Source organism: Pseudomonas sp. FG-3G (assembly GCF_901007645.1).
Classification (GTDB): Bacteria; Pseudomonadota; Gammaproteobacteria; order Pseudomonadales; family Pseudomonadaceae; genus Aquipseudomonas; species Aquipseudomonas rhizophila.
In genome coordinates this window covers 1-12,705 of the sequence record NZ_CAAKGZ010000013.1, presented here as the reverse complement: position 1 = coordinate 12,705, position 12,705 = coordinate 1, and the positions used below count along the sequence as shown (strand labels likewise).

At 61.1% G+C, this 12,705-nt stretch carries 16 protein-coding genes; 9 read left to right on the top strand and 7 right to left on the bottom strand.

Annotated features, from left to right (window positions below):
* The first annotated feature begins 225 nt into the window (after positions 1-225).
* Positions 226-504 (top strand): DUF3509 domain-containing protein, encoded by a 279-nt coding sequence (locus tag PSEUDOMOFG3G_RS06075; protein ID WP_042732342.1) that lies wholly within the window; start codon positions 226-228, stop codon positions 502-504.
* Positions 505-546: 42 nt separating this feature from the next.
* Here PSEUDOMOFG3G_RS06075 and mtnC read toward each other — a convergent pair whose 3' ends face one another.
* Genes mtnC through aroC form a run of 5 tightly spaced genes read right to left on the bottom strand, consistent with a single transcriptional unit; the run spans position 547 to position 4,687 of the window.
* Complete coding sequence (gene mtnC / locus PSEUDOMOFG3G_RS06070) at positions 547-1,230, bottom strand: acireductone synthase (RefSeq protein WP_139049420.1); 684 nt, start codon at positions 1,228-1,230, stop codon at positions 547-549.
* A 4-nt stretch (positions 1,231-1,234) separates the two neighbouring features.
* Positions 1,235-1,780 carry an acireductone dioxygenase gene (locus tag PSEUDOMOFG3G_RS06065; RefSeq protein WP_139049419.1) on the bottom strand — a complete coding sequence of 182 codons (546 nt, stop codon included), beginning with the start codon at positions 1,778-1,780 and terminating at the stop codon, positions 1,235-1,237.
* Positions 1,781-1,798: 18 nt separating this feature from the next.
* Complete coding sequence (locus tag PSEUDOMOFG3G_RS06060) at positions 1,799-2,419, bottom strand: methylthioribulose 1-phosphate dehydratase (protein ID WP_107321768.1); 621 nt, start codon at positions 2,417-2,419, stop codon at positions 1,799-1,801.
* A complete protein-coding gene (locus PSEUDOMOFG3G_RS06055) occupies positions 2,416-3,561 on the bottom strand; it encodes an MFS transporter (RefSeq protein ID WP_047229622.1) in 1,146 nt (381 codons plus the stop codon). The genes PSEUDOMOFG3G_RS06060 and PSEUDOMOFG3G_RS06055 overlap by 4 nt, the downstream gene beginning before the upstream one ends.
* A gap of 34 nt (positions 3,562-3,595) precedes the next feature.
* Positions 3,596-4,687 carry a chorismate synthase gene (gene aroC, locus PSEUDOMOFG3G_RS06050; protein ID WP_139049418.1) on the bottom strand — a complete coding sequence of 364 codons (1,092 nt, stop codon included), beginning with the start codon at positions 4,685-4,687 and terminating at the stop codon, positions 3,596-3,598.
* A 143-nt stretch (positions 4,688-4,830) separates the two neighbouring features.
* On the opposite strand from aroC, the gene PSEUDOMOFG3G_RS06045 reads away from it, so the two are divergent.
* Both PSEUDOMOFG3G_RS06045 and PSEUDOMOFG3G_RS06040 read left to right on the top strand, forming a co-directional pair.
* A complete protein-coding gene (locus PSEUDOMOFG3G_RS06045) occupies positions 4,831-5,796 on the top strand; it encodes an alpha/beta hydrolase (protein ID WP_139049511.1) in 966 nt (321 codons plus the stop codon).
* Positions 5,797-5,895: 99 nt separating this feature from the next.
* A complete protein-coding gene (locus tag PSEUDOMOFG3G_RS06040) occupies positions 5,896-6,684 on the top strand; it encodes a hypothetical protein (protein ID WP_047229624.1) in 789 nt (262 codons plus the stop codon).
* Positions 6,685-6,877: 193 nt separating this feature from the next.
* Here the strand turns inward: PSEUDOMOFG3G_RS06040 and prmB are convergent, their stop codons facing one another.
* Complete coding sequence (gene prmB, locus PSEUDOMOFG3G_RS06035; protein ID WP_047229625.1) at positions 6,878-7,786, bottom strand: 50S ribosomal protein L3 N(5)-glutamine methyltransferase; 909 nt, start codon at positions 7,784-7,786, stop codon at positions 6,878-6,880.
* A gap of 266 nt (positions 7,787-8,052) precedes the next feature.
* Between prmB and PSEUDOMOFG3G_RS06030 the strand changes: the two genes are divergently transcribed.
* From PSEUDOMOFG3G_RS06030 to PSEUDOMOFG3G_RS06010, 5 genes are all read left to right on the top strand, one after another.
* Entirely contained in the window at positions 8,053-8,643 is a 591-nt protein-coding gene (locus PSEUDOMOFG3G_RS06030; protein WP_047229626.1) for a cysteine hydrolase family protein, read from the top strand.
* A gap of 131 nt (positions 8,644-8,774) precedes the next feature.
* Entirely contained in the window at positions 8,775-9,095 is a 321-nt protein-coding gene (locus PSEUDOMOFG3G_RS06025) for a hypothetical protein (RefSeq protein WP_047229627.1), read from the top strand.
* A 74-nt stretch (positions 9,096-9,169) separates the two neighbouring features.
* Positions 9,170-9,727, top strand: a complete 558-nt coding sequence (locus PSEUDOMOFG3G_RS06020; protein WP_025214971.1) for a Smr/MutS family protein — start codon at positions 9,170-9,172, stop codon at positions 9,725-9,727.
* A gap of 77 nt (positions 9,728-9,804) precedes the next feature.
* Positions 9,805-10,350 (top strand): GTP cyclohydrolase I FolE, encoded by a 546-nt coding sequence (gene folE, locus PSEUDOMOFG3G_RS06015; protein WP_003204506.1) that lies wholly within the window; start codon positions 9,805-9,807, stop codon positions 10,348-10,350.
* Between the two features lie 104 nt (positions 10,351-10,454).
* Positions 10,455-10,826, top strand: coding sequence for a glutathione S-transferase N-terminal domain-containing protein (locus tag PSEUDOMOFG3G_RS06010; protein ID WP_047229660.1), 372 nt, complete (start codon positions 10,455-10,457; stop codon positions 10,824-10,826).
* A gap of 143 nt (positions 10,827-10,969) precedes the next feature.
* On the opposite strand, the gene PSEUDOMOFG3G_RS06005 is transcribed toward PSEUDOMOFG3G_RS06010, so the two are convergent.
* Positions 10,970-12,136 carry a PLP-dependent aminotransferase family protein gene (locus tag PSEUDOMOFG3G_RS06005; RefSeq protein ID WP_139049417.1) on the bottom strand — a complete coding sequence of 389 codons (1,167 nt, stop codon included), beginning with the start codon at positions 12,134-12,136 and terminating at the stop codon, positions 10,970-10,972.
* Between the two features lie 82 nt (positions 12,137-12,218).
* Here PSEUDOMOFG3G_RS06005 and PSEUDOMOFG3G_RS06000 point away from each other — a divergent pair, with 82 nt between their 5' ends.
* Positions 12,219-12,659, top strand: coding sequence for a MarR family winged helix-turn-helix transcriptional regulator (locus tag PSEUDOMOFG3G_RS06000; RefSeq protein WP_047229629.1), 441 nt, complete (start codon positions 12,219-12,221; stop codon positions 12,657-12,659).
* Positions 12,660-12,705 lie beyond the last annotated feature (46 nt).

The window sequence follows — 12,705 nt, the reverse complement described above, 5'->3', positions numbered from 1 at the left end:
GGACAGGCGGAGCATGAGCGCCAGAAATCCATTTGGTTCAACAAAAGATCAGCCGACCACGCAAAATGCAGGATGCACGATGGCCATTCATGCAAGTTGCACGAAAGCAAAAATAGGGGGAATTGTTAACTGATTGTTTTATAACGCTTTTTAATCAAGCCCAACGCTGGCACAGACACTGCAACTACCTCTCCACGGTTTGCCACCACCATGGAGCAGTCAAATATGAACATGATTCAAGAAAAGTTTGCGTCCCTCTTCTCCAACTACGAAGTGACCACTCAGGCCCGCCCGGATGGCGGTATCCTGCTGACCTTGCGCAACAGCGAAGGCAAACTGTTTAAACGCACAATTTCCTACGCCCAGTTGCACGCCGGGGACCAACTGTCCTGGGCAATCAGCGCAATCCGTCGCGACCTGGCGGAACAGGCCAGCGAGTTGCCGCAGATCGCCATGCTGCAAAGCCAGCATCGTTTTGCGCTGCCGACCTATCACAGCGCCTGATCGTGTTGTGGGAGCGAGCTTGCTCGCTCCCACAGTCCTCTATCAAAAACGCGCAGGATCGATCCGGGCAAAACTGTCCACCGTGACATGCCCTTGCAGCTCACCGCCCTCGCGCGCCACTCCGCACGTAGCCATGCCGGCATCACGGGCCGCATCCAGTTCCTGGACGATGTCCGACAGAAACAGAATCTCCTCCGGGGCTACGCCCACCGCCGCGCTGATGCGCTGGTAGGACTGGACTTCCCGCTTGGGTCCCGATGTGGTGTCGAAATAACCACTGAACAACGGCGACAGATCGCCAGCCTCGGAACAGCCGAAAATCAGCTTCTGTGCCTGGATCGAGCCCGAGGAATAAACGAACAGCCGTAAACCTTGCTGATGCCAGCGCTGCAGTGCCTGCACCGCGTCCGGGTAAACGTGCCCTTTCAACTGCCCCGCCTGATACCCCTGCTCCCAGACCATGCCCTGCAACGCCTTGAGCGGCGTGGCCTTGCGGTCTTCGGCGATCCACTCCAGCAGGATCGCGATGACGCGCTCGATGTCAGCCCCCGGCTCACCATTGTCCTGACGCACCGCTGCCAATTGCTCGGCGACGTTGGCGCGGTTGGCATGCTGACGAACGAAATCCGGAAGATGTCTGGCGGCATAGGGAAACAACACATCGAACACGAAACTCACCGCACTGGTGGTGCCCTCGATGTCCGTGAGAATGGCTTTGATCGACACAGGCTCAGTCCTCCAGGCGCGGAAAACGGCTGGCGATGTCGTCGCCAGTGAACTTCGCGACCCAACCTTCCGGGTTGTTGAACAGGCGAATGGCAACGAAATGTGGATGCTCGCCCATGTCGAACCAGTGCGGCGTGCCCGCAGGCACCGAGATCAGGTCATTCTTTTCGCACAGTACGGCGTAGACGTAATCGTCGATGTGCAGGGTAAACAGGCCACGGCCGGCGACGAAAAATCGTACTTCGTCTTCAGCATGGCGATGTTCATCGAGGAATTTGGCCCGCAGTTCGGCTTTTTGCGGGTGATCGCTGTTGAGGCTGATGACGTCGACCGTGACGTAGCCGCGCTCGGTCATCAACCGATCGATCTGGGTCTTGTAGGCGGCAATCACTTCGTCCTGGCCGGCGCCGGGCTGGATTTTCGCCGCCGCTTCCCAGCGGTCGAAGCGAACACCTTTATCGGCCAGGGTCGCGGCGATGTCTTCGAAATGGGTCAGCACCTTGTTCGGAATGTCGGGGCTTGAGACGTGGTAGACGGACAGGCTGCTCATGGTTAGGGCTCCAGCAAATTAACGGTTCAGGAGTGCGCGGGTCTTGAGCTCACACTCAAACAGGAACTCGAACGCTTCGATCTGGCGCAGGGCATCGTTCATGCTCGGCCCCCAGGTATACAGGCCATGCCCGCGAATCAGGTAGCCGACGCAATCGGGGTGAGCCTCGAGCCACGGCTGCACCTGGCCGGCCAGGCGCGCGATGTCCTGGTCGTTGTCGAAAATCGGCACGCGGACACAGGATTCGTGGGTCGACACACCGCTGAAGGCTTTTTGCAGTTCGTAGTCTTCAAAGTCGATGAAAGCCTGGTGGGTCAGGCGCGACAACACCGTGGCATTCACCGAATGGGTGTGCAGCACCGCGCCGATCTCCGGGCGCCAGCGATACAGCTGGGTGTGCAGCAGGGTTTCGGCGGAGGGTGTCTTGCCGCGCTCCAGGCTGTTGCCGTCCAGGTCGGTGGCGAGCACATCATCCAGGCCCAGTTGCCCCTTGTGCTTGCCGGACACGGTGAGCAAGGCCTGGTCAGGGGCAAGCCGGGTCGAATAATTGCTGCTGGTGGCCGGGGACCAGCCGCGGCCATACAAAAAACGCCCGGCGTCGATGATTTCCCGGGCGAGCTGTTCACGGGTAAGGCTCATGGCCTGTCCTCTTGCATACGTGTGGCAATGATAACGGCTGCAGCGAAGGCTGCGAGGCTGGCGATGCTGAAAGTCCAACTGGCACCCAGGGCGTTCCAGCTGTAGCCGGAATACAACGCGCCCAACGCCCCGCCCATGCCGGCCAGGGCGGCGTACAATGCCTGGCCCTGGCCTTGCTGGCGTGGGCCGAAGCTACGTTGCACGAAATGGATGGCAGCGGCGTGAAAACTGCCGAAGGTCGCCGCGTGCAGCACCTGGGCAAACAACAGGACCCAGAGAAATTCGGCCAGTGAGCCCAGCAGCAGCCAACGCAACGCCGCCAGCAGGAAACTCACCAGCAGCACCCGACGCACGGAAAACCGCGCCAGGATCCGGCTCATCAGCAGGAAGATCAAGACTTCCGCGACCACGCCAATGGCCCAGAGCATACCGATCAACCCGCGGCTGTAACCCAGGCCTTCCAGGTGCAGCGTCAGAAAGGTGTAATACGGCCCGTGGCTGACCTGCATCAGCCCCACGCACCCATAGAACGCCAGCACCCCAGGGTTGCGCAATTGCCGCAGAAAACCTTCCCCCGCGACTCGCGGCCCCTGTGTCGGCTGGGCATTGGGGACCCAGAAGCTGGCGAGCACGATGCCGCCCATGATCAGCACCAGCGCCACCGGGTAAATGTCCAGGCTCAACCATTCGAACAGCCGGCCAAGCGCAACCACGGTAATGATGAAGCCGATGGAGCCCCACAGGCGGATCTGGCTGTAGCGCGAAGTTTGCCCGCTCAAGTGGGCCAGGGTAATGACTTCGAACTGCGGCAACACCGCGTGCCAGAAGAACGCGTGCAGCGCCATGACCAGCGCCAGCCAGGCGTAGCTCTGGTCGATGAAGATCAGCGAGAACGTCAGCAGCGTGCAAATGGCGCCAAAACGCACGATCGCCAGGCGCTGACCGGTGTAATCCCCCAGCCAGCCCCAGATGTTCGGTGCCACACAGCGCATCAGCATGGGGATCGCCACCAGCTCGCCGATGCGCGCCGCGTTGAACCCCAGGTGATCGAAATACAACGCCAAAAACGGCGCCGTCGAACCGAGCAGCGCGAAATAGAACAGATAGAAACTGGAGAGCCGCCAGTACGGCAGAGCCGCCATGGTCGTCAGGCCACGGCGGTCGGCAGGTCAGCCATCAAAGCTGGCCCAGCACCGGGGTGCTGACTCGCACATCGGCGTTCTGGCCGCGATGACGCAGCAGGTGGTCCATCAGCACGATCGCCATCATCGCCTCGGCGATTGGCGTGGCGCGGATGCCGACGCACGGGTCATGACGGCCCTTGGTGATGACGTCCACCGGGTTGCCATGGATGTCGATGGAGCGCCCCGGCGTGGTGATGCTGGAGGTTGGCTTCAATGCCAGGTGCGCCACGATCGGCTGGCCCGAGGAAATGCCACCGAGGATGCCGCCAGCATTGTTGCTGAGGAAACCTTGCGGGGTCAGTTCGTCGCGGTGCTCGGTGCCACGCTGGGCGACACAAGCGAAACCGGCGCCGATTTCCACACCCTTCACCGCGTTGATGCTCATCAGCGCGTGGGCCAGTTCGGCGTCGAGCCGGTCGAAGATCGGCTCGCCCAGGCCCGGCATCACACCTTCGGCCACCACGGTGATCTTCGCGCCGACCGAATCCTGGTCGCGACGCAATTGGTCCATGTAGGCCTCAAGGGCCGGCACCTTGTCCGGGTCGGGGCAGAAGAAGGCATTCTGTTCCACCGAATCCCAGGTCTTGAACGGGATTTCGATGGGACCCAACTGGCTCATATAGCCACGAATCACGATGCCCTGGCTGGCCAGGTACTTCTTGGCAATCGCGCCGGCCGCCACGCGCATGGCGGTTTCCCGGGCCGAACTGCGGCCGCCGCCACGGTAGTCGCGCTCGCCGTATTTATGGTGGTAGGTGTAGTCGGCGTGGGCCGGGCGGAACAGATCCTTGATGGCCGAGTAGTCCTTGGACTTCTGGTCGGTGTTGCGGATCAGCAGGCCAATGGCGCAGCCGGTGGTGCGCCCTTCGAACACGCCGGAGAGGATTTCGACTTCATCGGCTTCCTGGCGCTGGGTGGTGTGGCGGCTGGTGCCCGGCTTGCGCCGGTCCAGGTCACGCTGCAGATCGTCCAGGGTAATCTCCAGGCCCGGCGGACAGCCGTCGACAATGGCGACCAACGCCGGGCCATGGCTTTCGCCCGCGGTGGTAACGGTGAACAGCTTGCCGTAGGTATTGCCGGACATGCAGGGTGCTCCGTGAAAAACGCTGAGAGACTCAACCTTGGATTCGTAGTGGGCGCCAGTATACGCAGGCTCCCCGACGAGTTCATCCTCGAACCTTATCGATGCCTGTCAGTCCAACCGGCACCTTCGTAACTAATGGCGTGATGATGTTAAAACTGCTTGCCTTGAGCCTTGCCCTGTTGACCGGCCTGCTTTCCAGCCTGGCCCAGGCCACCGTCCTGCAACGACCGATCAGCCTCGACACCGGCAACGGCGAGCTTTTCGGCTCGCTGCTGTTACCCAAATCCGACGCACCGGTGCCGGTTGTCCTGATCATTTCCGGGTCGGGTCCTACCGACCGTGACGGAAACAACCCCGACGGCGGGCGCAACGATAGCCTCAAGCGCCTGGCCTGGGTGCTGGCCAAGCACAACATCGCCAGCGTGCGCTATGACAAACGCGGGGTGGCCGCCAGCCTTGCGGCGACCCCGGACGAACGCAACCTGAGCGTCGAAGCCTACGTGGCCGACGCCGTGGCCTGGAGCCGCAAACTGGCTGCCGATCCGCGAATGGGTCCGTTGATCCTGTTGGGTCATAGCGAAGGCGCGTTGATCGCCAGTCTCGCCGCGCCCCAGGCCAATGCAGCTGCGGTCATCTCGCTGTCCGGCAGTGCCCGGCCGATCGACCAGGTGCTGCGTCAACAACTGAGCAGCCGCCTGCCTCCCCCCCTGATGGTGCGCGCCAATGAGCTGCTGGACAGCCTCAAGGCCGGTCGGCTCGACCCAAATGTGCCGCCGCAACTGCAGGTCATCTTTCGCCCTAGCGTGCAGCCCTACCTGATCTCGCTGTTCCGCCAGGCGCCGGCCCAGGCTTTCGCGGCGCTGAAGATGCCAGCGTTGATTATCCAGGGCAGCCATGACATTCAAGTCAGCGTCGATGACGCCAGGCAGTTGCAAGCTGCCAAACCCGACGCCGAGCTGGCGCTGATCAAGGGCATGAACCATGTCATGCGCATCGTCCCCAACGACATGGAGCGGCAATTGGCCTCCTACAAAAATCCAAACCTGCCCCTGGCGGCCGAACTGGGCACGCACATTCTGGGTTTTATTAGCTCATTACCCGCTCGATAAGCGGTTTTTCCCCTCCAGTCCTGGCAAAAACGGCCGATAGACCGGTGTCGGACAGCGCCATGGCTGCCGACGGGCCGGCCTGGACAGGATTTTGCCGTTATGACTGACACTCAAACTTCACCCGACACCCCCGCCGAAACGCCCGCCGCTCCAGTGGCGGAGCTGCCTTGGGCGGATGTGCAGGCCGAGCACCATAAAATGCTCCGGCTGGCACCGCTCAAGACCGACCGTGCCACGGGTGCGCGGCCGCTGCGGTTTGTCGAATTCAGCTATGCCGAGCGCCACAGCAAGGAGCGCAGTTTGCTGCGCATGAGCATCCAGTTGCCGGGCCAGCGGGTGCGCAAGGAACAGAATCACCTGGACGTCTGGGCCGACCACGTCGATAAACGCCTGTATTTTTCCCCGGACAGCTTGCAGGTCGAGCCGCTGAACCGTGGCATTGGCCGCTTCCTCGCCGCACAGGGCATTACCTGGGCCAAGAAGCGCTGGTCGAGCTACCGGGTCGATGGCAGCGACCTGAATAACAAGGACGCGCTGAACGAAGACACCCGCCTGCGCCGCGACCACTTCCTGAAAGCTCATGGTTTCGAAGTGGTCTACGCCGACGCCCAGCACCTCAAAGGCAGCGTCAAGCCAGCCCAGGTTGGCAATCTGCTGGGGGACTGGAACACCGAAAAACTGCAGTTCGTGGAAATTCTCGAAGCCGCGCAAATGCTCCAGCAAGCCGAGCAGAACCTGGCGGAGCAGGAAGTCAAACTCAAGCAGCAGGAAGAAAAGGTCGCCAAGTTCAAACGCGAAGACAACGGCCTGCGTTTCACCATCACCTGCCTGGTGGCATTTGCCATGTTCCAGGCCGGGTTGTTGATCTGGATTGCGACGCGTAGTTGATTACTGCCGCAGGGCGTTTGACAAAACTTTACCTGTGGCGAGGGGATTTATCCCCGCTGGGCTGCGTAGCAGCCCTTAAAGAGCTGAATGCGATTTGCCTGACACATCGCGGTGGCGGGGTTCAGGACTGCTACGCAGCCCAGCGGGGATAAATCCCCTCGCCACAAGGACGGCTCCGTCAGATCAATTGTCGTCAAACCCGCGAAGCAAACAACGCCTGATGCTGACGGCACTGTTCGGCGCTGAGCATGAACACACCATGCCCGCCGCGTTCGAAGTCCAGCCAGGCAAAATCGACTTCCGGATACAACGCCTCGACGTGGACCTGGCTGTTGCCCACCTCGACAATCAACAAACCCTTCTCGGTCAGATGGTCGGCGGCCTCGGCCAGCATCCGGCGTACCAGGTTCAAGCCATCATCGCCACAGGCCAGGCCCAGCTCCGGCTCGTGCTGATACTCCTGGGGCATGTCGGCGAAATCTTCGGCATCGACATAGGGCGGGTTCGACACGATCAGGTCGAAACGCTGGCCCGGCAAGCCCTCGAAACCATCCCCCTGGACAGTGAACACGCGCTCGTCGACGCCGTGACGCTCGATGTTCTGGTTGGCCACTTCCAACGCTTCGAACGACAGGTCAGCCAGCACCACCTCCGCCTCCGGGAATTCGAAAGCGCACGCGATGCCGATGCAGCCGGAACCGGTGCAGAGGTCGAGAATCCGTGCCGGTTCCTGACCCAGCCAGGGCGCAAAACGGTTTTCGATCAGTTCACCAATGGGCGAGCGTGGAATGAGCACGCGCTCGTCGACGATGAAAGACATTCCGCAGAACCAGGCTTCACCCAGCAGGTAGGCCGCCGGGATGCGTTCGGCGATGCGTCGGCGCAGCAGGCGTTGCACATGGACCAGCTCTTCATCTTCGAGACGGCAGTCCAGGTAGCTATCGGCAATCTCCCACGGCAGATGCAACGCGCCCAACACCAGTTGCCGGGCTTCATCCCACGCATTGTCGGTGCCATGGCCGAAAAACAGATCCTCTCCATGGAAACGACTGACGGCCCAACGTATATGGTCGCGCAGGGTACGGAGACGGGAAGTGATCACGGCGGCAAACTCCAGAAAAAACGACTGGCGAGTCTACCAGCCAAACACTCCCCTCACCAAAGCACGCCTCAAACACACCTCAAACACGCACGAAAAAGGACGGGGCAGATGTAGGATTTATCCGTTTTTCGCGCTGACTATTGAACAAGACAGACATCTTGACAAGGCTGTAGGCCAGCAACGACGGCCCTTGCGATGGAAGCGATTCACAGAACCGCTCAGCCAGAGGAGAATGTCGCAAAAGCCCCACTCGAAGGAGCCCCAGAATGTCCGTTCCAAAAACGATGTTTCAACTCAGCGGTCGCGGTTACGCAGCGGCCAATCTGAGTCAAGCGACGCTGATCATCATCGATGCCCAGAAAGAATACCTCGCCGGCCCCCTGGCGTTGAGTGGCATGGATGCGGCGGTCGCGAACATCAAGCAATTGCTCGGCGCGGCCCGTGCTGCCGGCCGGCCGATCGTGCATGTGCGTCACCTGGGCACCCATGGCGGGCTATTCGACCCACAGGGCGAACGCGGGGAGTTCATTAGCGGCCTGGAACCCCAGGGCGACGAAACCGTGGTGGAAAAACTGCTGCCCAGCGCGTTTCACGGCACCGAACTGAAAAAGCGCCTGGAGGACCTCGGCCCCCTGGACCTGATCGTTTGTGGTTTCATGAGCCATTCCAGCGTCAGCACCACCGTGCGTGCCGCCAAGAACCTGGGCTTTCGTTGCACTCTGGTCGAAGACGCCTGCGCCACTCGCGATCTGCCGCACAAGGGCGGAGTCCTGAGCGCCGAACACGTGCACCAGACCGAAATGGCGATCATGGCGGACAACTTCGCCACCCTGGCCCTGACCCGCGATTTCATCTGACACCCCTTCGATAAGCGGCCCGTTGCGCCGCTTATCCGCAAAAGCCTCTCATTTGCCGCAATTGCCGTAGTGTCAGGAACAACCCGAACATCTTCCGGTCGAAGGGCCGATACCCATTGAGGAAGGTCGGAATGAAGTTATCCGATGGTTTTGACGCACGTCGCTTGCGGCCCAAAGGCCCGAGCAACTGGCGCTTGCGTTTCGGTGCCGCGCTCGCGGCGCTCCTGGCAACGCTCGGTGTACTGCTGTCGATGGCGGGCGCCGCCAGCCTGCTGGGTCGCCCGCCCGCCCTGGGCGAGTTGAACGCAACCCCGCTCGGCTCCACGATCATTCTGGTGATCGGTTTGCTGGTACTGCTGTTGGGCGTGTGGCTGTGGCGCCTTTGCCGCCGTCGGGCCCGCCAATCCCTGGAGCTGGCCATGGCTCCTCACTTGATGAAAAAGCACGACTGACCCGCCGCCCGACGTTTTGTCGCGCCGGATCCCGCAGGAGTTGGGTAAACTGGCCGGCCTTCGCGGAGGCTGACATGCAAGACGACGACTTTTCCCTGTTCAAAAGTGCGATCCAGGGCGTTAAACCGATCAAGCACGACCGTGCCGAAACCGGCAAACCCAAGGCGGATCGCGCACAAATCGCCAAGCTGCGCCAGGCCGCCACGGTGCGCACCGACGCCACCACCGTGGATGGCTTGTCCGACCAGTTCGTGATCGACGTAGGTCCTGAAGACGAGCTGATGTGGGCTCGCGACGGCGTTCAGGAAAGCCAGATGCGCAAGCTGAAGGTCGGCCAGATCCCCTTCGAAGGCAGCCTCGACCTGCACGGCATGACCGTGGAAAAAGCCCGGGAAACCCTCTGGGCCTTCCTGGCCGAAGCCACCAAATTCGAAATCCGCTGCGTGCGCGTCACCCACGGCAAGGCCGTGCGGCTGGACGGCAAGCGGCCGATGATCAAGAGCCACGTCAACACCTGGCTGCGCCAGCACCCGCAAGTGCTGGGCTTCACCTCCTGCCAGGCGAAACACGGTGGCGCCGGGGCGGTGTACGTGATGCTCAAGCGCACCATGATGGAAGGCCGCGACGAGTAGCACCCGATTGCCGAGCTTGCAGCGCCGTGTCCGCCACCGTACCCTTGCCCTTTGCGTAAAATCCCACAGGTAGTTTCATGTCTCTGGAACAGAATTACACCGCGATTCTCGGCCAACTGGGCGAGGACGTTTCCCGCGAGGGCCTGCTCGACACGCCCAAGCGCGCTGCCAAGGCCATGCAGTACCTCTGCCGCGGTTACGAACAGACCCTCGAAGAAGTCACCAACGGTGCCTTGTTCAGCTCCGACAACAGCGAAATGGTGCTGGTCAAGGACATCGAGTTGTACTCGCTGTGCGAGCACCATTTGCTGCCCTTCATCGGCAAGGCCCATGTGGCCTACATTCCGAGTGGCAAGGTGCTGGGGCTTTCGAAAGTCGCACGCATCGTCGACATGTACGCACGTCGCCTGCAGATCCAGGAAAACCTCAGCCGCCAGATCGCCGACGCGGTCCAACAGGTGACCGGTGCCCTGGGCGTGGCGGTGGTGATCGAAGCCAAGCACATGTGCATGATGATGCGCGGTGTGGAAAAGCAGAACTCCTCGATGATCACCTCGGTGATGCTTGGCGAGTTCCGCGAAAACGCCGCGACCCGCAGCGAGTTCCTCAGCCTGATCAAGTAACCCCCCGCATGAAAAAAACCGGCATTGATCGCCGGTTTTTTTTCGCCCGTGAAAAATCAGGTAAGCTGCGCGCCCTCTTCTTCCCTGTCGTGAGGCTTAATACCGTGATCGTCAAAGCGCTGCGAGTTGGCCTGGGCCAGCTGATTATTTTCATCGACTTCATCACCCGCCCCGGCAAGAAGCAACGTCCGGCCGAAGCCCAGGCGCAAGTCAATCAGGCCGCCCGCAGCCTGACGCTCTATCAGTTCCACGCCTGCCCGTTCTGCGTGAAGACCCGCCGCACCCTGCACCGCCTCAACGTGCCGGTGGCCTTGCGGGATGCAAAAAACAACGAGCAGGATCGCCAGACGCTGCTGGAGCAAGGCGGCAAGATCAAAGTACCGTGCCTGCGCATCGAAGAGAACGGCGAGACCACCTGGATGTATGAGTCCAAGGTGATCATTGATTATCTGGATAAGCGGTTTGCGGCAGTCTGATAGTTTTATGGTGTATTTGCGGGCCCTATCGCGAGCAGGCTCGCTCCCACAATGGAACTGTGGATAACTGGGTTTTGTGATCGACTCTGAACCCTGTGGGAGCGAGCCTGCTCGCGATGGGGCCAGTCCAGTCACCACATAAGTCAGGCTGCTTTTACCGCCAAAGCCTCCCGCACCACCCCCGCCAACCGCTTAAGCCCCTCATCCAGCCGCGCCGGCTCAATGTGGCTGAAGTTCAACCGCAGGTGCCCCGGATGCTTGTCCGGCTCGGGAAAGAACGGCTCTCCCGGCATGAACGCGACGTCGGCAGCCAGCGCGGCGTCGAGCAAGGTGCGGGTGTCCAGCGGTTGCTTGAGGGTCAGCCAGAAAAACAGCCCGCCCTGAGGCACGTTCCAATGCGCGATATCGGAAAAATGTGTTTGCAGCGCCGCCTGGAACCGGTCGCGACGATCCCGGTAAAAATCCCTCAACTCGCTCAAATGGCTTTGGTACTGCTCGGTGCCGATCCATTGCAATGCCTGCCACTGACCGATGCGATTGGTGTGCAGGTCCGCCGACTGCTTGAGCCGCAGCAGGTGTGGGAACAGATCCTGGCTGGCGATCAGGTAACCCACACGTAGCCCGGGCAACAGGGTTTTCGACACAGTGCCGGTGTAGATCCAGCTGGCTTTCTTCAAGCGACTGGCAATCGGCGTGGCGCTGCCGCCGTCGAAGGTCAGCTCGCGGTAGGGCTCGTCTTCCACCAGGGTCACGCCAAACTCATCCAGCAGCGCCGCCACGGCATCGCGCTTGGCTTCGCTGTAGCGCACCGCCGAAGGGTTCTGGAAGGTGGGAATCAGGTAGATGAACGCGGGTCGATGCTGTTCCAGCCGGGCTCGCAACTGTTTCAGATCAGGCCCATCGGCCTCCAGGGGCACCGTGATGCAGTCGGCGCCAAACAGCTGGAAAATCTGCAACGCGGCCAGGTAGGTCGGCGCTTCCAGCATGACTTGAGTGCCGACATCGATGTGCAGCTTGGCCGCCAGGTCGAGGGTTTGCTGGGAGCCGCTGACCACCAGCACCTGACTGGCTTCACACGCCAGGCCCAATGACCGCGCCTGTGCCGCCAGGGCTTCGCGCAAGGCCGGTTCACCTTCGCTCATGCCGTATTGGCCCATGGACACCGGCATGGCCGCCCATTCGACTTTCGGCAGCATGGCTTCGGCCGGCAGGCCACCGGCGAACGACATCACTTCAGGACGCTGCGCGGCGGCGAGGATTTCTCGAATCAAAGAACTTTTGAGGCGCGAGACACGTTCGGAAAAAGCCATGGGGGTCACCTGTAGCGGGTCACTGGAAAAATGAGTCAAACTAGTTGACCGAAATTACTCCGACCTCTCTGGATACGTCAACATGCTTGACCTTAAAAACCCGGCCTCCCAGCAAATGGCCATGGAAGCGTTCTTCTTCGGTTACCAGGCGTTTACCGCCAAGGCCGATGAAATGCTTGAGCGTCGCGGGCTGAGCCGGGTGCATCAGCGCATCGTTTTTTTTATCGCCCGTTACCCATCCCTGAGCGTGAAGGAATTGCTGACGCTGCTCGGCGTGAGCAAACAGGCGTTGAACATGCCGTTGCGGCAGCTGATGGAAATGCATTTGGTGAACAGCGTCGCGTCCGAGACCGACAAGCGTAAGCGGCTGCTGGAACTGACGGCCGAGGGCGAGCGCTTCGAACAGGCGTTGCGTCGCGAGCAGGTGAAATTGCTCGAGCGGGTGTTTGCCGAGGCTGGGGAGGAAGCGGTGAATGGGTGGTTGGCGGTGAACCTGGGATTGGGCAAGGGTTCGGCGAGCTGAGGGATTTGTAGCGTCAGAACCGGCGCCATCGCGAGCAGGCTCGCTC

Excerpts from the sequence above, each read along its gene's own strand:
- aroC (WP_139049418.1), bottom strand. The coding sequence starts at position 4,687 with ATGTCCGGCAATACCTACGGCAAGCTGTTCACCGTTACCACCGCGGGC.
- PSEUDOMOFG3G_RS06065 (WP_139049419.1), bottom strand. The coding sequence starts at position 1,780 with ATGAGCAGCCTGTCCGTCTACCACGTCTCAAGCCCCGACATTCCGAAC.
- folE (WP_003204506.1), top strand. The coding sequence starts at position 9,805 with ATGTCTCTGGAACAGAATTACACCGCGATTCTCGGCCAACTGGGCGAG.
- PSEUDOMOFG3G_RS06055 (WP_047229622.1), bottom strand. The coding sequence starts at position 3,561 with ATGGCGGCTCTGCCGTACTGGCGGCTCTCCAGTTTCTATCTGTTCTAT.
- PSEUDOMOFG3G_RS06030 (WP_047229626.1), top strand. The coding sequence starts at position 8,053 with ATGTCCGTTCCAAAAACGATGTTTCAACTCAGCGGTCGCGGTTACGCA.
- PSEUDOMOFG3G_RS06020 (WP_025214971.1), top strand. The coding sequence starts at position 9,170 with ATGCAAGACGACGACTTTTCCCTGTTCAAAAGTGCGATCCAGGGCGTT.
- PSEUDOMOFG3G_RS06045 (WP_139049511.1), top strand. The coding sequence starts at position 4,831 with ATGATGTTAAAACTGCTTGCCTTGAGCCTTGCCCTGTTGACCGGCCTG.
- PSEUDOMOFG3G_RS06000 (WP_047229629.1), top strand. The coding sequence starts at position 12,219 with ATGCTTGACCTTAAAAACCCGGCCTCCCAGCAAATGGCCATGGAAGCG.
- PSEUDOMOFG3G_RS06025 (WP_047229627.1), top strand. The coding sequence starts at position 8,775 with ATGAAGTTATCCGATGGTTTTGACGCACGTCGCTTGCGGCCCAAAGGC.
- PSEUDOMOFG3G_RS06075 (WP_042732342.1), top strand. The coding sequence starts at position 226 with ATGAACATGATTCAAGAAAAGTTTGCGTCCCTCTTCTCCAACTACGAA.
- PSEUDOMOFG3G_RS06040 (WP_047229624.1), top strand. The coding sequence starts at position 5,896 with ATGACTGACACTCAAACTTCACCCGACACCCCCGCCGAAACGCCCGCC.
- PSEUDOMOFG3G_RS06005 (WP_139049417.1), bottom strand. The coding sequence starts at position 12,136 with ATGGCTTTTTCCGAACGTGTCTCGCGCCTCAAAAGTTCTTTGATTCGA.
- PSEUDOMOFG3G_RS06060 (WP_107321768.1), bottom strand. The coding sequence starts at position 2,419 with ATGAGCCTTACCCGTGAACAGCTCGCCCGGGAAATCATCGACGCCGGG.